Source organism: Pulveribacter suum (genome assembly GCF_003013695.1).
Taxonomy (GTDB): domain Bacteria; phylum Pseudomonadota; class Gammaproteobacteria; order Burkholderiales; family Burkholderiaceae_C; genus Melaminivora; species Melaminivora suum.
Genome location: NZ_CP027792.1, coordinates 783,230 through 805,445, shown reverse-complemented (window position 1 = coordinate 805,445; position 22,216 = coordinate 783,230). Strand labels below are relative to the sequence as shown.

Here is a 22,216-nt window from a genome sequence, read left to right as displayed (position 1 = left end):
GTCACGCCACCATGGACTCCAGCCAGGACAAAGACCTACCCGCCACCGAGCGCAAGCTGCAAAAGACCCGTCAGGACGGGCAGGCCGCGCGCTCGCGCGATCTCTCGCACCTGGCCATCCTGGGCGTGGGCGGGCTGGCGCTGCTGCTGCTGGCGCCCTGGTTCGTCGAGTACCTGGAGCGCACGCTGCGCCAGAGCCTGGTGTTCGACGCGGCCACCGTGCAGTCACCGGCCTACATGCTGGCGCGACTGAAGCCCGCAGTGATGCTGGGCGTGGCCGGCAGCGCGCTGTTCGCGGTGCTGACCAGCGCCGCCGCCCTGCTGGCAGGCGTGGGCGCGGGCGGGCTGGTGTTCAGCCTCAAGCCGATTGCGCCGCAGTTCAACCGGCTCAACCCGCTCAAGGGCGCGGCCAACCTGTTTTCCAAGCAGCAGCTGGCCAACGTGGCCAAGATGGTGCTGATGACGGCCATCCTGGCCTTCGTGGCCTGGAAGGTGATGGGCGACAGCATGCAGACCATGGCCGCGCTGGTGCTGCAGCCCTCGCCGGTGGCGCTGCGCATGGCCGGGCAGTGGCTGGTGTCGGGCGCGGCGCTGCTGCTGCTGGTGGTGTTCCTGTTCGCCGTGGTGGACGTGCCGCTGCAGGCCTATTTCTTCAAGGCGCGCCTGAAGATGAGCCACGAGGAAGTCAAGCAGGAGCACAAGGAAAGCGACGGCAACCCGCAGCTCAAGGGCCGCATGCGCCAGCGTGCACGCGAGCTGGCCGACGGGGCCAGCATCTCGGCCGTGCCCAAGGCCGACTTCGTGGTCATGAACCCGACCCACTACGCCGTGGCGCTGAAGTACGACGAGGCCGCCATGGGCGCGCCGCAGGTCGTCTCCAAGGGCACCGATCTGCTGGCCTTCAAGATCCGCGAGCTGGCCCAGCAGCACGGCGTGCCGGTGCTGCAGTCGCCCATGCTGGCGCGCGCGCTGTATGCCCACGCCGAGCTGGAGCAGCCCATCCCTGCCCAGCTGTACACGGCCGTGGCCCAGGTGCTGGCCTATGTGTACCGCCTGAAGGCGGCGCTGCGCGGCGAAGGCCGCATGCCGGGCGAGCTGCCCGACCCGCAAGTCCCCCCCGAGCTGGACCCGCACTCGCCCCAGGCGCAGCGCCCCGCCCCGCGCCGCCGCGGCGCGCGCGCCCCTTCCGCCGAGTAACGCACGACGACCATGACCGCTTCCCCGATGAATTCCGTCCGCCAGTGGGCCGGCAGCAGCCGCTCGGCCCTGCAGGGCCTGGCCGCGCCGCTGCTGGTGGTGGCCATCCTGGCGCTGATGGTGCTGCCCATTCCGGCGTGGCTGCTGGACACCTTCTTCACGCTGAACATCGCCGTGGCGCTGATGGTGATGATGGTCGCGGCCTACATGCTGCGCCCGCTGGACTTTGCCGCCTTCCCCTCGGTGCTGCTGCTCACCACGCTGATGCGGCTGTCGCTGAACGTGGCCTCCACCCGCGTGGTGCTGCTCAACGGTCACACCGGCCCGGGCGCGGCCGGCAAGGTGATCGAGGCCTTCGGGCACTTTTTGATCGGCGGCAACTTCGCCGTCGGCCTGATCGTCTTCGCCATCCTGGTGGTGATCAACTTCGTGGTGGTGACCAAGGGCGCCGAGCGCATCGCCGAGGTCTCGGCGCGCTTCACGCTGGACGCCATGCCGGGCAAGCAGATGGCGGTGGACGCCGACCTGAACGCCGGCCTGATCGACGAAAAGGAAGCCAAGCGCCGCCGCGCCGAGGTGCAGGAAGAAGCCAACTTCTTCGGCTCCATGGACGGCGCCAGCAAGTTCGTGCGCGGCGACGCCGTGGCCGGCATCCTGATCCTGATCATCAACATCATCGGCGGCTTCGCCATCGGCATGCTGTCGCACGGGCTGTCGGCCGGCGACGCGGCCAACAGCTACATCCTGCTGGCGGTGGGCGACGCGCTGGTGGCGCAGATCCCGGGCCTGCTCATCTCCGTGGCCGCCGCGATGGTGATCTCGCGCGTGGGCAAGGACAACGACATGGGCCAGCAGATCGTGCAGCAGCTGTTCATGTCGCCGCGCGTGCTGGGCGTCACCGGCGGCATCCTGATCCTGCTGGGGCTCATCCCCGGCATGCCGCACGTGGTGTTCCTGGTGATGGGCTCGGCCCTGGGCTGGGGGGCCTGGGTGCTGCTGCAGCGCCAGCGCCGGCCCGCGCCGGTCGAAGAGGCCCCGCCCGCCCCGGCCAGCGACGGCGAGGCCAGCTGGGACGACCTGCAGCCCGTGGACCTGCTGGGCCTGGAGCTGGGCTACCGCCTGATCGCCCTGGTGGACAAGAACCGCCAGGGCGACCTGCTCACGCGCATCAAGGGCGTGCGGCGCAAGTTCGCCCAGGAAGTGGGCTTTTTGCCGCCAGCCGTGCACGTGCGCGACAACCTGGAGCTCAAGCCCAGCGCCTACCGCATCTTGCTGCGCGGCGTGGTGGTGGGCGAGGGCGAGGCCTTCCCCGGCATGTTCCTGGCCATCAACCCGGGCGGCATCACCACCCCGCTGATCGGCACCGCCACCACCGACCCGGCTTTCGGCCTGCCGGCCAAGTGGATCGACGCGGCCCAGCGCGAAGCCGCACAAATGGCCGGTTTTACCGTCGTTGATCCGGAAACCGTGATGGCCACCCATTTGTCACACTTGATGCAAGTGCAGGCCGCCCGCCTGCTGTCGCGTACCGAGACGCAGCAGCTGGTCGAACACGTGACGCGCCTGGCCCCCAAACTGATCGAGGAAGTCGTGCCCAAGCTGGTCTCCATCACAACCTTCCAGAAGGTGCTGCAGCTCTTGCTGGAGGAGTCCGTGCACATCCGCGACATCCGCACCATCATCGAGACGCTGGCCGAGCACGCCGGCAGCACGCAGGACCCGGCCGAGCTGGCACGCCGCGTGCGCATCGCCCTGGCCCCGGCCATCGTGCAGCAGATCTATGGCCCGACGCGCGAGCTGAGCGTGATCGCCATCGAGCCCGGCCTGGAGCGCCTGCTGATGCAGGCCCTGGGCAATGCCGCCAGCCCCGCGCTGGACCCGGGCGTGGCCGACCTGCTGACGCAAAAGGCCGCCCAGGTCGCCATGAAGCAGGAAGAGCTGGGCCTGCCCGCCTGCCTGCTGGTGCCTGACGCCATCCGCAGCTCCATCGCCCGCCTGGTGCGCCGCGTGGCGCCGCGCCTGCAGGTGCTGGCGCACAGCGAAATTCCTGAAACCCACACCATCCGCATCGGCCCCATCCTCCAAGGCGCAACAGCATGAACATCCGACGCTTTACCGCTCCCACCGCTCGCGAGGCCCTGGCCAAGGCGCGCATGGCCTTTGGCGACGGCACGCTCATCCTGTCCAACCGCCAGGTCGCCGGCGGGGTGGAGGTCATGGCCACCGCCGAGGACACCCTGTCCACGCTGCAGGCCGGCGAGGCCCACGTGCCCGCCGCCGCTGCCGCCCCGGCCAGCCGCCTGCAAGAGCGCGCCGCCGACCTGGCCGCCAGCCCCGTGCGCCTGCAGCAGCAGCAGCAACACCACCAGCCGCAGCCGCGCCCGGCCGCTGCGCGGCCCCAGTCCGCCGCCCCTGCCGGCAGCGCCGTGGCGCAGGACACCGAGCAGCTGGCGATGAGCACCCTGTCCTTCCAGGACTATGTGCGCGAGCGCATGCTGCGCCGCCGCCACGAGGCGATGCACGGCACGGCCCCCACCGCGCTGCCCGAGCCGCCCCAGCCCACCTTTGCCCGCGCCAGCGCCCCGGCCTTCGAGCCGCCCGCGCCTGCCGCTGCCGCCGCGCCCCAGCTGCCCCGGCACAACCCGCTGCGCCCGGCCATGCATGCCGCGCTGGGGGCCGAGCAGATCAGCACGCCCACGGCGCGCCGGCCCCAGCCGGCACCGGCCGCCGCCGCGCCCACGCTGGCCGCGGCCAACGGCCAGCAGCACCTGATGAAGGAGCTGCAATCCATGAAGGACCTGATCGAGGAGCGCTTCAACACCCTGGCCTGGCTGGGCCAGGCGCGGCAAAACCCGATCCAGTCCAACCTGATGCTCAAGCTGATCCGCGCGGGCTTCTCGCCCGCGCTGTCGCGCGCCGTGCTGGAGCACCTGCCCGAGCACCTGGGCGCGGCCGACGCCGTGCGCTGGCTGATGGACGTGCTGGAGCGCAACCTGCGCACCGACGCCGCCAGCGTGCCGCTGTACGAGCAGGGCGGCATCTGGGCCATGGTGGGTGCCACCGGCGTGGGCAAGACCACCACCACGGCCAAGCTGGCCGCGCTGTGCGCGCGCATCCACGGCCCGGGCAGCGTGGGCCTGATCACGCTGGACACCTACCGCGTCGGCGCGCACGAGCAGCTGCGCTCCTACGGCCGCATGCTGGGCGTGGTGGCCCACCTGGCGCACGACCGCGCTGCGCTGCAGGACCTGTTGGGCCTGCTGGCGAACAAGAAGATGGTGCTGATCGACACCACCGGCGTGGCCCCGCGCGACCCGCGCAAGCGCGACCTGCTGGACGTGCTGGAGCTGCCGGGCGTGAACCGCCTGCTGGTGCTCAACGCCAGCAGCCATGGCGACACGCTGGACGACGTGTTCACCGGCTTCAAGACCGCCGGCACGCAGCAGGCCATCCTGTCCAAGGTGGACGAGGCCGTGAAGCTGGGCCCGGCGCTGGACGCGCTGATCCGCCACCAGATGGTGCTGCGCGGCGTGACCAACGGCCAGCGCGTGCCCGAAGACTGGGAAGGGGCCGACGCGCGCAAGCTGGTGGGCGCCTCCATGCGCACCAGCGTGCGCTCCGCGTTCGACCCCAAGGAGGCCGAACTCAACTTCTTCTTCTCGCCTGCCGCCGCCGCGGCCGGCGAACAGGGGCTGGTCGATGTGGCTTGATACCCCCCTCCACCAGGCCACGGGCCTGCAGGGCTTTGCGCCCGAGCAGCAGCTGCGCCTGCTGCCCGTGGTCAGCCAGCCCGGCGCCGGCAGCGTGGAGCTGGAGATGCTGTGGCAGCTGTGCTCGGCCTTGCAGCGCCTGTCCTACACCCCTGTGGTGCTGGACGGCACGGCGCAGGAAAGCGAGCGCGCCCCCGGCCTGTTGCACCTGCTGGACGGCCTGCCCTGGCCCGGCGGGCAGGACGCCGCGCCCGGCGCCGCGCTGGCCGTGGTGCCCGCCGCGCGCGGCCTGGCCCGCCTGGCGCGCGCCCCGCAGGCCGGCCAGGCAGCGCTGCCGCTGATTGCCGGGCTGTTTCGCAGCTATGCCGTGGCCGTGCTGTATGCCGGGCCCGAGCTGCTGGCGCCGCTCTTGCGCGCCAGCCACAGCGTGCCCCTGGTCATGACCGGGCCGGGCGCGCAGGGCATGGTGGCCAGCTACCGCCAGCTCAAGCACCTGGCGCTGCACGCCGGCCTGCCCCGCTGCACGGTGGCTTCCATCCGCCCGCCGCAGGTGCAAACGCCCGGGCGGCAGACGGCCGAGGCGCTGGACACGCTGCAGCGCAGCGCCCTCAGCCACTTGGGCCTGCACCTGCACACCACGGCCATCGCCGCCGGCCGGGCGCAGGACATTCAGCGCCTGGCCTTGCAGTTGCTGGAAAACGCCTGCACCATGGACCCGGCCCCCCCACTTTCGGATCAGAGCCACTGAACGCCACCATGTACACCGCGAAAGGCCAGCTCGACCGCGATGCACTGCTGCGCCAGCACCTGCCGCTGGTGCGCCGCATCGCCCATCACATGATCGCCAAGCTCCCGCCCAACGTGGAGCTGGACGACCTGATCCAGGTCGGCATGATCGGTCTGACCGACGCGCTGTCGCGCTACGAGGTCACCCAGGGCGTGCAGTTCGAGACCTTTGCCAGCCAGCGCATCCGCGGCGCCATGCTGGACGAGCTGCGCGGCGGCGACTGGATGAGCCGCAGTTCGCGCAAGAGCCAAAAGGAGATCGAGCAGGCCCTGCGCCGCGCCGAGCAGCGCCTGGGCCGCATCCCGCTGGAATCCGAGATCGCCCAGGAGCTGGGCATGAGCCTGCCCGACTACCAGAGCCTGCTGGGCAAGGTGCGCGGCACGCAGCTGGTGTACCTGGAGGATATGCACCACGGCGACGACGACGAGGAAGGCTTTCTGGACCGCCACGTGGCCGACGCGGACGCCGACCCCATGGCCGTGCTGCGCGACCAGCGCCTGCGCGCCTCGCTGGTGGCTGCCATCAAGGTGCTGCCCGAACGCGAGCAGTACATCATGGGCATGTACTACGAGCAGGACATGAACCTCAAGGAAATCGCCGCCGTGCTGGGCGTGACCGAATCGCGCGTGTGCCAGCTGCACAGCCAGGCGATCGCGCGCCTGCGCACCAAGATGCGCGAGCACTAGAGGAACAACCCCTGCGCGGCTTTGCCGCTCGGTGCAGCCGCCAGAGGCGGCAGCTCTTCGGGCACGTCCAAGTCTGCGCAGGCAGGCTTGGAGCCGCGGCCCTCAGCCTTTTGTCTCGAACGGCTGCGCCATTCGGGAAAGGGGGACGACGCCCCTGGACCGGCCAAGCCGGATCCACGGCGTCTGCTGGTCTGGGTGGGCGCTCGTTTTCAGGCGGCGCCTTTTTTTATGCCAAATCGGGCTCTGGCGCTTGCTGGGCAAGCGGCAGCAGCTCTCAATTCAATAGCAAATAATCAACCGGGAGCGCGGTAGATGCGCGCGGGCGTGGCGGACGCGGGGCCGTAGGTGACAGCGTCCACGGGCGGCAGCAGCGAGGCGGCCTGGCGCTCGGACAGGGCCAGCACGCGGGCCAGTTGTTCGCGCAGCTGGGACAGCTCGCGGGCGACGGTGCGCAGGCGCTGCTGCGCAGGCTCGTCCAGCGGCTGGGCGCGGGCCTGCACCAGCGCGGCGGCGGCCTCGCGCAGGGCGTGGGCGCCCTGCTCCAGCGTCAGGGGGTCGGACGACAAAAGCGCAGCCTGCAATTGCTGCAGCTGCGCTTCGATGGGGGAGAGAGGGTCTTGCGCGGCCATGCGCAAGTGTAGGGTCAGCCCTGGCTGCGCGACAGGGTCTCGAAGGCGTTGGCCAGCAGCTTGTCGGCCACGGCCTCGGCATCGACGCGGAAGGTGCCGTTCTCGATGGCCGCTTTCACGGCCTTGACCTTGGCGGCGTCAAAGTCAGCCGCCTGGCGGCCGGGCTCCACCGCCCGCACGTTGCTCGACAGCGTGAGCGGCACGCCGGCGCCGGCAGCCGCGCGCTGGGCCCCCTGCGTGGCTGCCTCGGCGGCGGGCGCGGGCGCAGCGGCCTTGCCCTGCTGGCGAGCAGCCACGGCCTGCGCCGAGCGGGCGTTGGGTAGTTCCGGGTTGTTGCCAGTAATTTTCATCGCACTCTCCACCACCCCTCAGATGGGGCCAGTGGCCTATTCATCGACCCGTGGAGGATGAACTTTAGGGCAACCGGGCAAAAAAGGCCTACATCGTGGCCTGCACCGTCCCATCGTCAGACACAATGCCGCCGATCACCTTGCCATTGGCCATGCGGATGCGGACATTCTGCCCCGCCGCGCCCGCCGTCATGGCCTGGCCGGACGAGGTCACGGCGTAACCGGGGCCCTGCACCACCACCCGCACCGGCGTGCCGGCCTTGAACAATTCGGGCGCGCGCACCATGCCCTGTCGCAGCGGCTGGCCGGGGCTGAGCGTGCGGGCGGCGGTCTGGCCCACCCAGGCCTCGGGATTGGCCAGCACGGCGGCCGGCTCGGCAGCCCAGTCCACCTCGGCCGGCACCGCGTCCTGTTCGCTCAATGTCGCCCCGGCGGCCACGCTGCCGGCCAGCACCCAGGCCGGGCCATAGGCCTTCACGGTGAGGGGCAGGAACACGTTCCAGCGCGTGGCCCCCTGCACGCAGCGCAGGCCCAGCCGGGTGCGGCCCCACAGGCGCGCGCCGGTGGGCAGATAGGGCTCGACCCGCTCACACGGCGCCAGGCGCAGGCGCGAGTCCAGCGCGCCCACCTCCACCTCCATGCGCAGCGGCAGCGCGCCGCCGGCCTGCACCTGGTGCAGCGCCTCGTCCACCCAGCGCTGCGACAGTGCGCCCAGGTCTTCGCCCGCAGCAAGTTGCTGTGGCTGCGGCGGCTGCTGGGACCAGGCCGCACCGGCGCAGGCCAGCGCCAGCGCCAGCAGCGCGGGGCGGAAGGAACGGATGGACGCAAGAGAAGGCATGGCGGGGCTCCAAACGCCGGCCGGCTGCAGTGCGGGCGGCCGGCGGCAAGTCTTTTTCACGACTGGCACTGTAGGCCCGGTGCGGCGCGCGAAAGCGGCGAACAGCGGGCCAAACGCTGCGTTCTTCGCGCTTTAGGAATCAGGGGCAATTTCCATAATCGGGCCACGCCCCAAGGCGCCTTTTTGCGGCCCTGGCGGCCCCTTCGATTTCACCGGACCGCAACCTGCCCCATGCTCGACAAGCTGACCCGCCAAGTGGACCTGCACGGCAATGCGCTGCTGCTGCGCTCGGAGCGCCAGCGCACCATTGCGAGCAACATCGCCAATGCCGACACGCCCGGCTACGTGGCGCGCGACTTCAAGTTCGCCGACGCCATGCGCTCGGTGGCCGAGCAGCAGGCGGGCGCGGACAGCCCCCTGCGCGGCCACAGCACCAGCGATGCGCGCCACATCCCCTTGCCGGCCGTGGGCGCGCTGGGCAGCCAGGCCAGCACGCTGGGCTACGCCCTGCAGTCGCAGCCCAGCCTGGACAACAACAGCGTGGACATGGACCGCGAACGCGCCTCTTTCGTGGACAACGCCGTGCGCTACGAGGCCACGCTGCGCTTCATCAACGGCCATGCCAAGACCATGCTCAGCGCCATCCAGGGCCAATAAGAGAGGTTGAACACCCATGTCGATGTTTTCCATCTTCAACGTCTCGGGCAGCGCCATCAGCGCCCAGTCGCAGCGCCTGAACGTGGTGGCCAGCAACCTGGCCAACGTGGACGCCGTGGCCGGCCCCGACGGCCAGGCCTACAAGGCGCGCCAGGTGGTCTTTCAGACCGCTCCCATGGGCGGCGAGGCCGCGGCCGGCGTGCGGGTGGCCTCCATCCAGGAAAGCGACACGCCCGGGCGCCGCGTGCACGACCCGGCCAACCCGCTGGCCGATGGTGAGGGCTACGTGACGCATTCCAACGTGAACGCGGTGGAGGAGATGGTCAACATGATCTCCGCCTCGCGCTCCTACCAAAACAACGTCGAGGTCATGAACACGGCCAAGACGCTGCTGCTCAAGACCCTGCAGATGGGTCAATAACCGGGCCACTTTCCATGATCCTCAATCCCGTCGGCTCCGCGCCCACCGTCAACACCGGCGCCTCGGCCAATGCTGCCAACGACCCGGCCGCCATGCAGGACCGGTTCCTGAAGCTGCTGGTCGCGCAGCTGAACAACCAGGACCCGATGAACCCCCTGGACAACGCCCAGATGACCACGCAGATGGCGCAGATCAACACCGTCACGGGCCTGCAGACGCTGAACCTGACCATGCAGACCATGGCCGAGCAGTTCTCCACCATGCAGCAGCTGCAGGGCATCACCATGATCGGCCGCTCGGTGCTGACCGAAGGCGACCGGCTGGCCGTCAGCGACAAGGGCGAGGGCAAGGGCGCCTTCGTGCTGGGCGGCGCCGCCACCGACGTCAAGGTGGAAGTCGTCACCCCCGGCGGCGTGGTGGTGGACACCATCGAGATGGGCGCGCAGGACAAGGGCCGCCACGACTTCGAGTGGGACGCCAGCAAGTACAGCGGCAACCAAGCCGACCTGCGCTTTCGCGTCACGGCCAGCACCAAGGAAGGCGCCGTGCCCTCCATGGCCCTCATGCAATCACAGGTGGTGGCCACGGGCTCCAGCAGCGGCGCGCTGACGCTGACCCTGGCCAACGGCGAGACCGTCGGCTACGCCAACATCCACGGCGTGCTCTGACGCCGCCCCTCCCCCTCCCACACACGCACACCAGGAGCACACCATGGGTTTCCAGCAAGGCCTGTCGGGCCTGAACGCTTCGGCCAAGAACCTTGACGTCATCGGCCACAACATCGCCAACTCCAACACCACCGGCTTCAAGTCTTCGCGCACCGAATTCGCCGCCATGGTGGCCTCGGCCATCGGCACGGCCGGCGGCAAGAATTCGGGCATCGGCGTCGAAGTGGGCGCCATCGCCCAGCAGTTCAACCAGGGCAACCTCACGGTGACGGGCAACAGCCTGGACGTGGCCATCAACGGCAACGGCTTCTTCACCCTGCAGATGCCCGACGGTTCGCGCGGCTATACGCGCGATGGCTCGTTCAAGCTCGACAGCATGGGCAACGTGGTTACCAACAGCGGCGCGCACGTGATGGGCTACCCGATCGATCCTGCCACCGGGCTGCGCACCTCCAGCACGGCCACGCCGCTGAAGTTCGCCACCACCGGCCCCATCCCGGCCAAGCAGACCTCGTCCATCAAGACCGCCTTCAACCTCGACGCGCGCACGGCCGACGCCAAGGGCAACCCGGGCGCCAACCCGCCCGTGGCGGCCACGCCGCGCTCGACCTACGGCACCTCGCTCAACGTCTATGACAGCCAGGGCGTGGCGACGCCGCTGAGCTTCTATTTCGAGAAAAACGGTGCCAACACCTGGGACATCTACAACCAGCTGGACGACCTGACCACCTCGCCCACCACCGTCCCGGCCGTTACCGGGCGGCTGATCGCCGACAAGAACGGTGCCATCGCTGCGACGCTGGAGCCGGTGGCCAGTTCCGTGATCAACGGCGACCCCGCCAAGACTGAAGAAGACGACTTCCCCACCGAGTTCACCTACCGTTTCTACGGCCCCGACGCCCAGGGCGTGAACGCCATCCGCGAGGCCACGCTCACCTTTGCCACCTCTGCGGACGCCTGGGACTTCACCAAGGACGCCAACGGCAACATCACGTCGGCACGCCTCAAGAGCGACCTGATGAACTACGGCACGGGCACCCCCGCGGCCAATGGCACCTTGAACCCGGCCACGCTCAACACGGCACCGGCCGCGGGCAAGCAGTCGTTCGAGCTGGCCCTGATGGTCAACCCCCACCCGGCCAATCCCAACAGCCCCAACGCCCCGGGCAGCAACCCGGCGCCCTCGGCCTTCCCGGTCACGCTGGACCTGAACCAGGTCACCCAGTTCGGCACCAAATTCGCCGTCTCGGAGTTGACCCAGGACGGCTACACCTCCGGCGAGCTCACCGGCATCAACATCGCCGACAACGGCATGGTCATGACGCGCTACTCCAACGGCGTGACGCGCGCCGAGGGCCAGGTCACCCTGGCGAGCTTTCGCAACACCCAGGGCCTGGCGGCCGTGGGCGGCAATGCGTGGGTGGAGACCTTCGAGTCGGGCCAGCCCACCTTCGGCTCTCCCACGGAAGGCAACTTCGGCGCGCTGCGCGCCGGCGCGCTGGAGGACTCCAACGTGGACCTGACGGCCGAGCTGGTGAACATGATGACCGCCCAGCGCGCCTACCAGGCCAACGCCCAGACCATCAAGACCCAGGACCAGGTGCTCTCGACCCTGGTGAATCTGAGATGACCCCCCTGAGCGGCTGCGCAGCTTCCCCCCTTCTCTCGCGCTGCGCGCGGCAAGGGGGACGCCGCCAGCGCGGCGGGGCGGCCCTTGCGCGGCGGCCCGCGCTTCGGTCGCGCCAGCTTCAAATGCCGCGGGCAGCGCGCAGCACGGCAGCTCACTAAAAGGAAAGCCCCGCCATGGACCGCATCATCTACACCTCCATGACCGGCGCCAGCGCCGCCGCGCAGCGCCAGGCGGTGCTGGCCAACAACCTGGCCAACGCCTCCACCACCGGCTTTCGGGCCGAGATGTCCAACTTCCGCTCGGTGCCGCTGCAGGGCAGCGGCGCCACCACCCGCGTGTTCGCGCTGGAGGCCACTTCGGGCCACGTGGACACGCCGGGCCCGGCGCAGACCACCGGCCGGCCGCTGGACGCCATGGCGAATGGCAACGCCTGGTTTGCCGTGCAGGGCCTGGACGGCACCGAGAGCTACACCCGCGCCGGGTCGTTTCAGGTGACCAACGCCGGCCAGCTGGTGACCAGCACCGGCCTGGCCGTGCTGTCCGACGGCGGCGCGCCCCTCGACATCCCGCAGGGCGCCGAAGTAGTGCTGGGCGCGGACGGCACGGTGAGCGCCCGCGTGGCCGGCCAGCCGCCGCAGGCTGTGGGGCGCCTGAAGCTTGCCACGCCCGGCGCCGAGGACCCGCTCCAGCGCGGCGACGACGGCCTGTTTCGCACCGCCAGCGGCGAGCCCATGGCAGCCGACCCCAACGCCCGGCTCAACGCCGGCGTGCTGGAGGGCTCCAACGTGAACGCGGTGGAGTGCATGGTCGGAATGATCGCCGCCTCCCGCCAGTTCGAGCAGCAGATGCGCCTGCTGTCCACCGCCGAGAGCGACGACAAGAGCGCCGGCCAGCTGCTCAGCCTCAACGGCTAACCCCGAAGGAATACCGCCATGATGAATTCACTGTGGATCGCCAAGACCGGCATGACCGCCCAGCAGACCCAGCTGGACGTGATCTCGCACAACCTGTCCAACGTCTCCACCACCGGCTACAAGCGCAACAGCGCCGTCTTCCAGGACCTGATCTACCAGAACCTGCGCCAGGTGGGCGCCCAGACCACCGAGGAAAACCAGCTGCCCACCGGCATGCACCTGGGCCTGGGCGTGAACGTGGTGGCCACCAGCCGCAACTTCACCCAGGGCAGCCTGCAGCAGTCGGGCAACAGCCTGGACGTGGCCATCGACGGCAACGGCTTCTTTGAGGTGCAGCTGCCCGACGGCACCACCGGCTACACGCGCGACGGCTCCTTCAAGCTCGATTCGCAGGGCCGCCTGGTCACCTCCACCGGCCTGCCGATCGCCCCCGGCGTCACCGTGCCGGCGGACGCCAAGAGCATCAGCATCAGCGAGACCGGCCTGGTCAGCGTGACCGTGGCCGGCAACCCCACGCTGCAGCAGGTGGGCCAGCTGGCCATGTCCAGCTTCGTCAACTCCGCCGGCCTGGAGCCGGCGGGGCAGAACCTGTACCGGGAATCGGCCGCCTCCGGCGCGCCGCAGCAGGCCGAGCCCGGCACCAACGGGCTGGGCATCATCAAGCAGGGCTTTTTGGAGAACTCCAACGTCAACGTGGTCGAGGAGCTGGTCAACATGATCCAGACCCAGCGCGCCTACGAGATGAACTCCAAGGCCATCCAGACCAGCGACCAGATGCTGGCCAAGCTGTCGCAGCTGTGAGGACCGCCACCATGAATGCCTTTTTGCGCCTCATCGGCTGCGCCGCCTTCGCCGCGCTGGCCACCGGCTGCGCCAGCGTCAACCCGCCCCCGCCCGTCGATGTGCTGCCCACGCAGCTGCCGCAGATGCCCCCGCCGCCCGTGGCCCAGGGCCCGGCCTCGGGCAGCCTGTTCCACGCCGCCAGCTACCGCCCCGGCTTTGAAGACCCGCGCGCGCGCTACGTGGGCGACCTGGTGACCATCGAGATCCTGGAGAAGATCGACGCCAAGCAGGGCAGCAAGTCCAGCGTGGACCGCAAGTCCGGCGCCGAAGGCGGCATCACCGGGTTGCCGCTGCTGCCCTCCAAGCTGGTGGGCAAGATCGCCGACCACTCGAAGATCGGTGCCGAATATGGCAGCAACTTCGCCGGCAAGGGCGACACCGCCAGCAACAACGAGTTCAGGAGCGCCATCACCGCCGTCGTGACCGAGGTGCTGGCCAACGGCCACCTGGTCATCACCGGGGAAAAGCAGGTCGGTGTGAACCGCAGCGTGGACGTGCTGCGCTTTTCCGGCATCGTGGACCCGCGCAACCTGCGCCGCGGCGCCGGCGGCCACGCCGGCAGCGTGATCGACTCGCGCTATGTGGCCAACGTGCGGGTGGTCTCGCGCGGCCTGGGCGAGCAGGCCGAGGCCCAGGCCGTGGGCTGGCTGGCGCGCGCCTTCAACAGCGTCACGCCGTTCTGATGCTGCGGCCCATGCACGCGCTGGCCGCCCTGCTGCTGGCGCTGGCCTGCGTGCCGGCGGCGCTGGCGCAGGGGCAAACGCCCGTGCCCGCGCCCGTGCAGGACCTGCGCGAGCCGGCCGGCCAGACGCTCATCGTCTGGCCCAACATTCCCGTCGTGCGCGCCGCCGACCTGGCCGACTACGAGGCCGACCGCAAGGCCTTTGCCGACCTGCACGCCGACAAGGCCGACCCGGCCAAGATCACCGCCGCGCTGCAGGCCGTGGACGCGCTGCAGGCGCACCACCAGGCGCGCGCCGTGGCCGAGCTGGGCCGCAGCCTGAACGTGCAGCTGATCGGCGAGCTGGACGAGCTGGCGCGCCGCGCCAACCTGCGCAGCCCCCGGCTGCGCTTTGACTTTGCCGACATCAGCCCCGAGCAGCTGCAGCGCCCGCTGGCGCAGGACGAGCTCAAAGGCCGCGCCGCGCGCATCGCGCTGGCCGCCTACATCACTTACACCCGGCTGGAGGGCGCGCTGGTGCAGGCCACCGCCACGCTGGTCCGGCTGCAAAGCGGCGCCGCGCAAAGCTTCACCGTCACCGCGCCCGCGCCCATGCTGGCCCAGGCGCTGGCGCGCGAGCTGTTCGACTATTTCGAGGGCACGCGCTTTGCGCCGCCGCGCAACCCGCAGCCGGCGCTGCAGTGGCTGACGGCCGCGCCCGGCCACACCGACCAGCTGGTCTCGCGCGAGGTGGCGCTGCGCTGGTGCCAGTCGCAAAGCGCGCAGCTGCCCACGGCCGACGAGCTGGCCGCGGCCGAGGCGGCGGGCTTTCACGCCGGCGGCGTGGCGCTGCGCCCCGCGGGCGTCTATCACGTGCAGGCCGGCCTGTACGACACGGCCGCCGCGCAGTCCGGCCTGGGCGCGCTGCGCGCCAACCACCTGGCCAGCGTGCCCAATGGCACCTATTACTGCGTGCGCCACCTCGAGGCCGCTGCCGGCACCCGCGCGCCGCGGGCGCCGCGCCAGTGAAGCCGCGGCGCTGAGGCGGGGGCGTTTGGAGCCTTTTTGGCCTCCAGCGCCCGCCAGTCAAGCGCGGACAGCTCTCATTTTCATAGCTCCAGCAGCGCCAGCACCTCGCTGACCACCTGCGGGTGAAAGGCCAGCTCCACGTGCGCAGCGCCGGCGATGGGGCGCAGCTGCGCGCCCGGCAGCTGCGCCGCGGCGGCCGGATAGACCACGTTGTCGCAGTCCGAGTGCCAGCACACGAAGCGCCCGCGCAGCGCGGCGTCCTCGCTGGCCGCCAGCGCCTGCAGCCAGGGGCTGTGCAGCCGCATCTGCCGCCCGTTGGCGCTGCGCGCGTGGCGTGCCGCCCAGGTGCCCTGGTGCGGCGTGCCCAGGGTGGCCACGCGGTGGATGCGCCCGCGCGCACCCGGCACCGCGCGCAGCCAGGCGCGCACGGCCAGCCCGCCCATGCTGTGCGCCACGATGAGCGGCGCGCGGCCGGTGGCCTGCTCCACCCGGCGCACGGCCTCGTCGAGGGTGCCGGCGTAGTCGTCGATGCCGGCAAAGGGCGGCTCCAGCGTCACCGCCACGCAGGCGTGGCCGCGTGCGCGCAGCAGGCGCAGCCACGGCAGCCAAAAACCCCGGTTGCACAGAAAGCCGTGCACCAGCACCACGCCTCGCGGCGCGCTCGCGCTGGCCGGCGGCGGCGGCAGCCAGTCGGGCAGCGTGCGGTGGCGAAACGGCTGCCACCAGCCGAAGACCCGCGCTGCCCAGCCGGCCTCGGCCCACCAGGCGCGCAGCAGCTGGCGGGCCGTGGGCGGCGTGCCCCCGGCGCGGCGCACCACCCGGGCCATCAGCACGAACTGCGGCACCATCGCCAGGCGCGCCAGCAGCGGCAGGGCCAGCGCGCCGGCCAGCGCCAGCGCGCGCGAATGCGGCCACCAGGCCAGCGCCCAGGCGGCCATCAGCAGCAGCTGGGTGGCGACCAGCCAGCGCTGCCAGCGTGCGTTGGTCATTGGCATGGCGGTTTTCCTTTCTTGCGTGGGTGCGGCAGTGGCGCACGCACAATGGCCGCCATCTTCGCCCAGCCGGCGCGGCTGGCCTGTCACTCTTTTTTTGATAGCTGATGACGCTTACCCCACCTGCGCTGCCGCCCGAAATCACCGTATTCGAGCGCGGCTGGCTGTCGGCCAACAACATCCTCTTTGACGGCCCCGGGGGCGCCGCGCTGATCGACAGCGGCTACTGCACCCATGCCGCCCAGACCGTGGCGCTGGTCGCCGCCAGCCTGCAGGGCCGGCCGCTGGCGCTGCTGGCCAACACCCACCTGCACAGCGACCACTGCGGCGGCAATGCCGCGCTGCAGCAGCGCTGGCCGCAGCTGCGCACGCTGATCCCGCCGGGCCAGCTGCAGCACGTGCGCCAATGGGACCCGGTGGCCCTGAGCTACGTGCCCACCGGCCAGGAATGCCCGCCCTTTCGCGCCGACGGCGTGCTGCAGCCGGGCCAGTCCATCGCCCTGGGCGGGCGCGAGTGGAGCATCCACGCTGCGCCCGGGCACGACCCGCACGCCGTGTTGCTGTTCGAGCCGCAGGCGCGGCTGCTGATCTCGGGCGACGCGCTGTGGGAAAACGGCTTTGGCGTGGTCTTCCCCGAGATCGAGGGCGAAGGCGCCTTTGCCGAGGTGGGCGCCACGCTGGACGTGATCGAGCAGCTGGCACCTGTCACCGTCATCCCCGGCCACGGCAGCGTGTTCGGCGACGTGCCGGCGGCGCTGCAGCGTGCCCGCGCCCGGCTGGCCGCCTTCGTGGCCGAGCCGCTCAAGCACGCCCGCTACGCGGCCAAGGTGCTGCTCAAGTACAAGCTGCTGGAGTGGCAGAGCCTGCCGCTGGAGCAGGCCCTGGACTGGCTGGACGGCACGCCCTACTTTGGCGCCCTGCACCAGCGCTACTTCGCCGGCCGCAGCGCGCGCGAATGGGCCGCCGCGCTGGTGGACGAGCTGGTCGCCAGCGGCGCCGCGCGGCTGGAAGACGGCCAGCTCACCAACGTCTGAACCGACTTTCAGGCCACGCGGCCGGCTGTTGTCCACGGGCAACAGCCGGCCGTTTTTCATTTCCGCGCCGCAGGAAAACCGGCATTTCTTTGAATGTTTACGCAAACGATATTGATTCTCAACAATAATTGGAACGCTTTTTTGTTCCATCCTTTCTGCACAGAGAACGTCCTCCAACCATGCCCTCTTCCCGCATCAAGAAGCCCAAGAGCCTGCGCCTGTCCACCGGCGGCGTGGCCGCCGCCGCCCTGCTGCCCCTGGCCGCCCTGGCCCAGGGCCAGCCTGCCGCCACCGCGGCCACCCTGCCCACCGTGACGGTGCAGGAGCAGGCCATCGACCCGAACCCGAACGCTGAAGTGGGCGCGCCCTACAAGGCCAAGACCTCGGCCGACAGCCGCCACACCCGCCCGCTGGCCGAGACGCCGCAGACCATTTCGGTGGTCACGGGCGAGGCCATCCGCGACTCGGGCCAGACCGACCTCAAGCAGATCCTGGCCGTGCAGCCCGGCATCACGCTGGGCACGGGCGAGAACGGCAACGCCTTTGGCGACCGCTACATCATCCGCGGCCAGGAGGCGCGCTCGGACGTCTTCGTGGACGGCCTGCGCGACCCCGGCATGACCACCCGCGAGAGCTTCGCCATCGAGCAGCTGGAGATCACCAAGGGGCCGAACTCCAGCTTTGCCGGCCGCGGCTCGGCCGGTGGCGCCATCAACGCCATCACCAAGCAGGCCACCACCGACTACAGCTTCAACCGCATCAGCGCCGGCATCGGCACCGACAGCCACCGCCGCGTGACGCTGGACGCCAACAAGGTCTTCTCCGAGACCTTCGCCCTGCGCGCCAACGGCCTGCTGTCCAGCGAGGGCGTACCCGACCGCGACCCGTCCAAGCGCCAGAGAAACGGCCTGGCCCTGTCGGGCCTGTGGAACGCCAACGAAGACCTGTCGGTCACGCTGGACTACTACGGCCTGCGCGCCAAGGACAAGCACCCCGACCTGGGCTACTACCTGGTCGGCACGCCGCCCAACCGCCGCCCGGCCACCAGCGTGCCGATGTACGCGCAAAACGCCGACTTCCTGCAGTCCGACGTGGACACGCTGACCGCACGCGTGAACTACCGCTTCGCGCCCGACGTCAAGCTGACCAGCCTGACGCGCTACGGCCAGTCGAACAACAAGTACGCCACCACCGGCGCATCCAGCCGCCAGATCTTTGACGCCGCGGGCCAGCCCGCCTACACCGCCGCCGCGCTGGATGGCGGCCACACCGGCTGGCAGGAAGTGGAGTACTTTGCCCACCAAAGCAACCTGCGCTGGGACAGGCAGATCGGCAGCCTGAAGCACGAGTTCATCTTCGGCTTTGAGTACACCGACCACAAGGTGCTGTCCGGCAACTACGGCGTGACCAACACCGGCGCCTACAACTGCCGCAACAGCGCCACCGCCACGGCCAACAACGCCTGGTGCATCACGGACGCCAATGGCAACGTCACGGGCAACCTGGGCAGCCTGGCCGGACGCAGCTACGCCAAGCGCGACTGGACGCGCGACTGGCGCGTCAAGACCTTCGCCCTGTCGGCCATGGACACGGTGGACTTGTCCGACCGCTGGACGCTGTTCGGCGGTCTGCGCGCCGACCACTACAAGCTGAGCATGCTGACGCAAAACAACCTGACGGCGGCGCAAACCGGCGACTACGCGTTCACCGACACCCTGCTCAACGGCCACCTGGGCGCGAGCTACAAGTTCAGCCCCACGGCCATGGCCTACGCCAGCTTCGGCACGTCGCAGGACATCAACGGCGGCGAGCCCGACACCGGCACCAGCAGCGGCTATGGCGGCCTGGTGATCTTTGACGGCAAGGCGGCCGGCGCCAAGCCCGAGACCTCGCGCAACTTCGAGCTGGGCACCAAGTTCAACGTGCTGGACGACAAGCTGCTGGCCACCGCCGCCGTCTTCCAGACCACCAAGAGCGACGTGATGGAAGGCGCCGACTACGACACCGTGGGCACCTTCAACACCGGCAAGAACCGCGTGCGCGGCATCGAGTTCGGCCTGGCCGGCAACATCACCCCGCTGCTGGAGGTGCAGGGCGGCGTGGCCTTCATGAAGTCCAAGGTGCTGCAGTCCAGCAACCCGGCCAACGTGGGCAACCCGCTGTCCAACTTCGCCGACCGCAGCGCCTCGCTGCAGGGCAAGTACCACCTGACGCGCAACTTCGAGTTCGGCGCCATCGCCCGCTACGAAAGCGGCAAGTGCGGCGGCCAGCCCGACACCGGCGCCGGCTACAACGCCCAGGGCCTGTGCTCGCAGCCGGTGCCCTCGTTCACCACCTACGACCTGTTTGCCACCTACCGCATCAACAAGAGCGCCAACCTGCGCCTGAACCTGCTGAACGTGACCGACAAAGACTACTTCACCGCCGTGTACCGCTCGGGCGCCTTCCTGTACAAGGGCGACGGCCGCGCCGTGCGCCTGACGCTGAACCTGGATCTGTAAAGCATCCAAGAAAAAATGGCTGCCAGCGCCCGCCAGCCGTGCGCTGGCAGCTATTGTTTTTGATGAACACACCCGCCCGCATTCCCCCCGGCATCTACAACGCCATCGACTACGAACGGCTGGCCGCGCAGCACCTGCCGGCCGACCGCCTGGCCTACATCGCCGGCGGCTGCGGCTGGGACCAGACGGTGGCGGCCAACCGCGCGGCCTTCGGGCAGTGGGCCGTGCTGCCCCGCCTGCTGCGCGACGTGCGCGCCGGCCACACCCGGCGGGCGCTGAACGGGCAGGACCTGCCCCACCCCTTTTTTCTGGCCCCGGTGGCGCACCAGCGGCTGGCGCACCCCGATGCGGAACTGGCCACCGCCCGCGCCGCCGAGGCCACGGCCACCTGCCTGGTGGCCAGCACGCTCTCGTCCGCCCCGCTGGAGGCCATCGCCCAGGCGGCGGGCAGCGCCCCGCGCTGGTTCCAGCTGTACCTGCAGCCCGAGCGCGCCCACACGCTGGACCTGCTCGCGCGCGCGCAGGCCGCGGGCTACACCGCCATCGTGCTGACGCTGGACGCCAGCATCCAGCTGGCCAGCCGCAGCGCGCTGGCCGCCGGCTTCGCGCTGCCGCCCGAGTGCACGGCCGGCAACCTGGCGGCCTACGCGCCCAGCGCCCCCGCGCCGCTGGCCGAGGGCGACAGCCGCATCTTCCAGGGCGCCATGCGCCACGCGCCCATCTGGGACGACCTGCACTGGCTGCTGCCCGCCACGCGGCTGCCGGTGTGGGTCAAGGGCGTGCTGCACCCCGATGACGCGCGCGCCTTGCAGGCGGCCGGTGTCGCCGGGCTCATCGTCTCCAACCATGGCGGGCGCAGCCTGGACGGCGCGCCCGCCGCGCTGCGCCAGCTGCCCGCCGTGCGCGCCGCCGTGGGCGCGGACTGTCCGCTGCTGCTGGACGGCGGCATCCGCAGCGGCCAGGACGCCTTCAAGGCGCTGGCGCTGGGCGCCGACGCCGTGCTCGTCGGCCGCCTGCAGATGTACGCCCTGGCGGCTGCGGGCGCTTTGGGCGTGGCGCACATGCTGACGCTGCTCATCGAAGAGCTGCAGGCCTGCATGGCGCAGGCCGGCTGCGCCAGCCCGGCCGACATCACCCCCGAGGCGCTGCTGCCTTCCTGCCCCACCGATCCCCAGGCTTTTCCATGCTGATCTCCATCGACCAGGTCCTGTCCAAGCAAGAAGTGCGCAGCTTTCGCGCCGAACTCGACGCCGCCGAATGGCAGGACGGCGCCGCCACCGCCGGCACGCTGGCCAAGAGCGTCAAGCGCAACCAGCAGCTGGCGGACGGCAGCGCGCTGGCCGTGCGCCTGGGCCAGCACATCCTGCGCCGCCTGGCGGCCACGCCGCTGTTCATCTCGGCGGCCTTGCCGCGCACCATCTACCCGCCGAAGTTCAACCGCTACGCAGGCGGCGGCACCTACGGCGCGCACGTGGACAGCGCCCTGATGTTCCTGCCCGGCAGCAGCCAGCAGATGCGCACCGACCTGTCGGCTACGCTGTTTCTGGCCGAGCCCGAGGAGTACGACGGCGGCGAGCTGGAGGTGGAAGGGCCTTTCGGCGTGCAGACGGTGAAGCTGGCGGCCGGGGACATGGTGCTGTATCCGTCCACCAGCCTGCACCGGGTGACGCCGGTGACGCGCGGCGCGCGCGTGGCGTCGTTTTTCTGGATCGAGAGCCTGGTGGCGGATGAGGGGGAGCGCACGCTGCTGTTCGATCTGGACCAGTCGGTGCAGCAGGTGACGCCGCTGCTGGCGGGTGACGATATGCGGCTGGTGCAGCTGACGGGCGTGTATCACAACCTGCTGCGGCGGTGGGCGCGGCCTTGAGTTTGCTCTTTACTTTGTAGCCTTTAGCGCTTGCTGGGTAAGGGCTGGGGCCGTTTTGGCCTTGAGTTTTTTTTGATGTCGCTGGCCGGGACTCGCCCCGGCGGGCGACTTCCTTTCTTGCTCGTGCAAGAAAGGAAGCAAAGAACACGACCCCGAAGTCTGCGACCCCTTCGCTTGCGCGAAGGGGCAAACCTGTGGCGTGACGCTTGCGGGGTGGGCCGCATAACTCACTGCGCTGCTGCGCAGCTCCGTTCAAACAGACGCGGCCAGTCAGATCACGAAGCATGGGCGCACAGGCGCCCCTGCCACCCCGCAAGCGCCCCGCCCCAGGCGCAGCCTCAAGGGGTGGCAGACCATACGGGCCATCGCTGCGCTCGGCCCCGCACGCGCAGGCGTTGCACGCCGCGAAGGCCAGGCCGAGCGCAGCGATGGCCCGTGTGGTTCCCGCTTTCCCCCCTATGCCCGTACCGAGAAGCGCAGGGCGCGCGGCGGGCAGGTGTGCCGAAGGACACACCTGCTTCGTGATCTGACTTGCCGCAGTTGTTTGAACGCAGCTGCGCAGCAGCGAAGTGAGTTCTGCGGCCCGCCGCGCGCCCGAGCATCGCAGGATGCCCCGTAGCGCAGCGAAGGGGATACGGGCATCGGGGGCGCACTTCTTTTGCCTCCTTTTCTTGTGCGAGCAAGAAAAGGAGGTCGCCCGCCGGGGCGAGTCCCGGCCAGCGACATCAAACCAACATCAAAGCCAAAACGGCCCCTAACGCAAGCCAACCAAGCGCAACCAGCTATCAATTAAAGAGCAACCA

Annotated in this window: 21 protein-coding genes; 17 read left to right on the top strand and 4 right to left on the bottom strand. The window is 70.1% G+C overall.

All coding sequences use genetic code 11. The annotated features are described in order from the left end of the window. Nucleotides 1-11: 11 nt before the first annotated feature. Genes C7H73_RS03665 through C7H73_RS03645 form a run of 5 tightly spaced genes read left to right on the top strand, consistent with a single transcriptional unit; the run spans nt 12 to nt 6,379 of the window. Nucleotides 12-1,196, top strand: coding sequence for an EscU/YscU/HrcU family type III secretion system export apparatus switch protein (locus C7H73_RS03665; RefSeq protein ID WP_106845411.1), 1,185 nt, complete (start codon nt 12-14; stop codon nt 1,194-1,196). 12 nt (nt 1,197-1,208) lie between these two features. Further along, nucleotides 1,209-3,296 carry a flagellar biosynthesis protein FlhA gene (flhA, locus tag C7H73_RS03660; protein ID WP_106845410.1) on the top strand — a complete coding sequence of 696 codons (2,088 nt, stop codon included), beginning with the start codon at nt 1,209-1,211 and terminating at the stop codon, nt 3,294-3,296. Beyond that, nucleotides 3,293-4,906, top strand: a complete 1,614-nt coding sequence (flhF, locus tag C7H73_RS03655) for a flagellar biosynthesis protein FlhF (RefSeq protein WP_106845409.1) — start codon at nt 3,293-3,295, stop codon at nt 4,904-4,906. Before flhA ends, flhF begins: the two co-directional genes overlap by 4 nt. Further along, on the top strand, nt 4,896-5,654 hold the full coding sequence (locus C7H73_RS03650; protein ID WP_106845408.1) for a hypothetical protein: 759 nt from the start codon (nt 4,896-4,898) through the stop codon (nt 5,652-5,654). Before flhF ends, C7H73_RS03650 begins: the two co-directional genes overlap by 11 nt. Nucleotides 5,655-5,662: 8 nt before the next feature. Then, a complete protein-coding gene (locus C7H73_RS03645) occupies nt 5,663-6,379 on the top strand; it encodes an RNA polymerase sigma factor FliA (protein WP_106845407.1) in 717 nt (238 codons plus the stop codon). Nucleotides 6,380-6,672: 293 nt separating this feature from the next. On the opposite strand, the gene C7H73_RS03640 is transcribed toward C7H73_RS03645, so the two are convergent. From C7H73_RS03640 to flgA, 3 genes are all read right to left on the bottom strand, one after another. Next, nucleotides 6,673-7,008 carry a hypothetical protein gene (locus C7H73_RS03640; RefSeq protein ID WP_106845406.1) on the bottom strand — a complete coding sequence of 112 codons (336 nt, stop codon included), beginning with the start codon at nt 7,006-7,008 and terminating at the stop codon, nt 6,673-6,675. Nucleotides 7,009-7,022: 14 nt separating this feature from the next. Next, nucleotides 7,023-7,358, bottom strand: coding sequence for a flagellar biosynthesis anti-sigma factor FlgM (flgM, locus tag C7H73_RS03635; RefSeq protein ID WP_106845405.1), 336 nt, complete (start codon nt 7,356-7,358; stop codon nt 7,023-7,025). 88 nt (nt 7,359-7,446) lie between these two features. Further along, the gene (gene flgA, locus C7H73_RS03630; RefSeq protein ID WP_106845404.1) at nt 7,447-8,196 is read right to left on the bottom strand and encodes a flagellar basal body P-ring formation chaperone FlgA; all 750 of its coding nucleotides are present in this window, start codon (nt 8,194-8,196) and stop codon (nt 7,447-7,449) included. Between the two features lie 231 nt (nt 8,197-8,427). Between flgA and flgB the strand changes: the two genes are divergently transcribed. The 8 genes from flgB to C7H73_RS03590 all read left to right on the top strand — a co-directional run bounded on the left by flgB (nt 8,428) and on the right by C7H73_RS03590 (nt 15,019). Beyond that, on the top strand, nt 8,428-8,853 hold the full coding sequence (gene flgB / locus C7H73_RS03625) for a flagellar basal body rod protein FlgB (RefSeq protein WP_106845403.1): 426 nt from the start codon (nt 8,428-8,430) through the stop codon (nt 8,851-8,853). 16 nt (nt 8,854-8,869) lie between these two features. Further along, entirely contained in the window at nt 8,870-9,274 is a 405-nt protein-coding gene (gene flgC, locus C7H73_RS03620; protein WP_106845402.1) for a flagellar basal body rod protein FlgC, read from the top strand. A gap of 14 nt (nt 9,275-9,288) precedes the next feature. Beyond that, nucleotides 9,289-9,942 carry a flagellar hook assembly protein FlgD gene (locus C7H73_RS03615; protein WP_106845401.1) on the top strand — a complete coding sequence of 218 codons (654 nt, stop codon included), beginning with the start codon at nt 9,289-9,291 and terminating at the stop codon, nt 9,940-9,942. 43 nt (nt 9,943-9,985) lie between these two features. Beyond that, nucleotides 9,986-11,572, top strand: coding sequence for a flagellar hook protein FlgE (locus C7H73_RS03610; protein ID WP_106845400.1), 1,587 nt, complete (start codon nt 9,986-9,988; stop codon nt 11,570-11,572). A 173-nt stretch (nt 11,573-11,745) separates the two neighbouring features. Then, the gene (locus C7H73_RS03605) at nt 11,746-12,486 is read left to right on the top strand and encodes a flagellar basal body rod protein FlgF (protein WP_106845399.1); all 741 of its coding nucleotides are present in this window, start codon (nt 11,746-11,748) and stop codon (nt 12,484-12,486) included. An 18-nt stretch (nt 12,487-12,504) separates the two neighbouring features. Then, the gene (gene flgG / locus C7H73_RS03600; RefSeq protein ID WP_106845398.1) at nt 12,505-13,287 is read left to right on the top strand and encodes a flagellar basal-body rod protein FlgG; all 783 of its coding nucleotides are present in this window, start codon (nt 12,505-12,507) and stop codon (nt 13,285-13,287) included. Between the two features lie 11 nt (nt 13,288-13,298). After that, nucleotides 13,299-14,012, top strand: coding sequence for a flagellar basal body L-ring protein FlgH (locus tag C7H73_RS03595; RefSeq protein WP_106845397.1), 714 nt, complete (start codon nt 13,299-13,301; stop codon nt 14,010-14,012). Beyond that, nucleotides 14,012-15,019 carry a hypothetical protein gene (locus C7H73_RS03590; RefSeq protein ID WP_227001408.1) on the top strand — a complete coding sequence of 336 codons (1,008 nt, stop codon included), beginning with the start codon at nt 14,012-14,014 and terminating at the stop codon, nt 15,017-15,019. Before C7H73_RS03595 ends, C7H73_RS03590 begins: the two co-directional genes overlap by 1 nt. A gap of 80 nt (nt 15,020-15,099) precedes the next feature. Here C7H73_RS03590 and C7H73_RS03585 read toward each other — a convergent pair whose 3' ends face one another. Beyond that, nucleotides 15,100-16,008, bottom strand: coding sequence for an esterase/lipase family protein (locus tag C7H73_RS03585; protein WP_106845396.1), 909 nt, complete (start codon nt 16,006-16,008; stop codon nt 15,100-15,102). A gap of 110 nt (nt 16,009-16,118) precedes the next feature. On the opposite strand from C7H73_RS03585, the gene C7H73_RS03580 reads away from it, so the two are divergent. The 4 genes from C7H73_RS03580 (at nt 16,119) to C7H73_RS03565 (ending at nt 21,413) form a co-directional block, all read left to right on the top strand. Continuing rightward, nucleotides 16,119-17,045, top strand: a complete 927-nt coding sequence (locus C7H73_RS03580; RefSeq protein ID WP_106845395.1) for an MBL fold metallo-hydrolase — start codon at nt 16,119-16,121, stop codon at nt 17,043-17,045. Between the two features lie 179 nt (nt 17,046-17,224). After that, nucleotides 17,225-19,546, top strand: a complete 2,322-nt coding sequence (locus C7H73_RS03575; protein WP_106845394.1) for a TonB-dependent receptor — start codon at nt 17,225-17,227, stop codon at nt 19,544-19,546. Nucleotides 19,547-19,608: 62 nt separating this feature from the next. Continuing rightward, nucleotides 19,609-20,736: an alpha-hydroxy acid oxidase gene (locus C7H73_RS03570; RefSeq protein WP_106845393.1), complete on the top strand. Its 1,128-nt coding sequence runs from the start codon at nt 19,609-19,611 to the stop codon at nt 20,734-20,736. Further along, nucleotides 20,730-21,413, top strand: coding sequence for a Fe2+-dependent dioxygenase (locus C7H73_RS03565; protein WP_106845392.1), 684 nt, complete (start codon nt 20,730-20,732; stop codon nt 21,411-21,413). Before C7H73_RS03570 ends, C7H73_RS03565 begins: the two co-directional genes overlap by 7 nt. Nucleotides 21,414-22,216: the final 803 nt, after the last annotated feature.

Bases quoted from the DNA above. Each gene is read 5' to 3' on its own strand.
- C7H73_RS03665 (WP_106845411.1), top strand. From the start codon at position 12: ATGGACTCCAGCCAGGACAAAGACCTACCCGCCACCGAGCGCAAGCTG.
- flhA (WP_106845410.1), top strand. From the start codon at position 1,209: ATGACCGCTTCCCCGATGAATTCCGTCCGCCAGTGGGCCGGCAGCAGC.
- flhF (WP_106845409.1), top strand. From the start codon at position 3,293: ATGAACATCCGACGCTTTACCGCTCCCACCGCTCGCGAGGCCCTGGCC.
- C7H73_RS03650 (WP_106845408.1), top strand. From the start codon at position 4,896: ATGTGGCTTGATACCCCCCTCCACCAGGCCACGGGCCTGCAGGGCTTT.
- C7H73_RS03645 (WP_106845407.1), top strand. From the start codon at position 5,663: ATGTACACCGCGAAAGGCCAGCTCGACCGCGATGCACTGCTGCGCCAG.
- C7H73_RS03640 (WP_106845406.1), bottom strand. From the start codon at position 7,008: ATGGCCGCGCAAGACCCTCTCTCCCCCATCGAAGCGCAGCTGCAGCAA.
- flgM (WP_106845405.1), bottom strand. From the start codon at position 7,358: ATGAAAATTACTGGCAACAACCCGGAACTACCCAACGCCCGCTCGGCG.
- flgA (WP_106845404.1), bottom strand. From the start codon at position 8,196: ATGCCTTCTCTTGCGTCCATCCGTTCCTTCCGCCCCGCGCTGCTGGCG.
- flgB (WP_106845403.1), top strand. From the start codon at position 8,428: ATGCTCGACAAGCTGACCCGCCAAGTGGACCTGCACGGCAATGCGCTG.
- flgC (WP_106845402.1), top strand. From the start codon at position 8,870: ATGTCGATGTTTTCCATCTTCAACGTCTCGGGCAGCGCCATCAGCGCC.
- C7H73_RS03615 (WP_106845401.1), top strand. From the start codon at position 9,289: ATGATCCTCAATCCCGTCGGCTCCGCGCCCACCGTCAACACCGGCGCC.
- C7H73_RS03610 (WP_106845400.1), top strand. From the start codon at position 9,986: ATGGGTTTCCAGCAAGGCCTGTCGGGCCTGAACGCTTCGGCCAAGAAC.
- C7H73_RS03605 (WP_106845399.1), top strand. From the start codon at position 11,746: ATGGACCGCATCATCTACACCTCCATGACCGGCGCCAGCGCCGCCGCG.
- flgG (WP_106845398.1), top strand. From the start codon at position 12,505: ATGATGAATTCACTGTGGATCGCCAAGACCGGCATGACCGCCCAGCAG.
- C7H73_RS03595 (WP_106845397.1), top strand. From the start codon at position 13,299: ATGAATGCCTTTTTGCGCCTCATCGGCTGCGCCGCCTTCGCCGCGCTG.
- C7H73_RS03590 (WP_227001408.1), top strand. From the start codon at position 14,012: ATGCTGCGGCCCATGCACGCGCTGGCCGCCCTGCTGCTGGCGCTGGCC.
- C7H73_RS03585 (WP_106845396.1), bottom strand. From the start codon at position 16,008: ATGACCAACGCACGCTGGCAGCGCTGGCTGGTCGCCACCCAGCTGCTG.
- C7H73_RS03580 (WP_106845395.1), top strand. From the start codon at position 16,119: ATGACGCTTACCCCACCTGCGCTGCCGCCCGAAATCACCGTATTCGAG.
- C7H73_RS03575 (WP_106845394.1), top strand. From the start codon at position 17,225: ATGCCCTCTTCCCGCATCAAGAAGCCCAAGAGCCTGCGCCTGTCCACC.
- C7H73_RS03570 (WP_106845393.1), top strand. From the start codon at position 19,609: ATGAACACACCCGCCCGCATTCCCCCCGGCATCTACAACGCCATCGAC.
- C7H73_RS03565 (WP_106845392.1), top strand. From the start codon at position 20,730: ATGCTGATCTCCATCGACCAGGTCCTGTCCAAGCAAGAAGTGCGCAGC.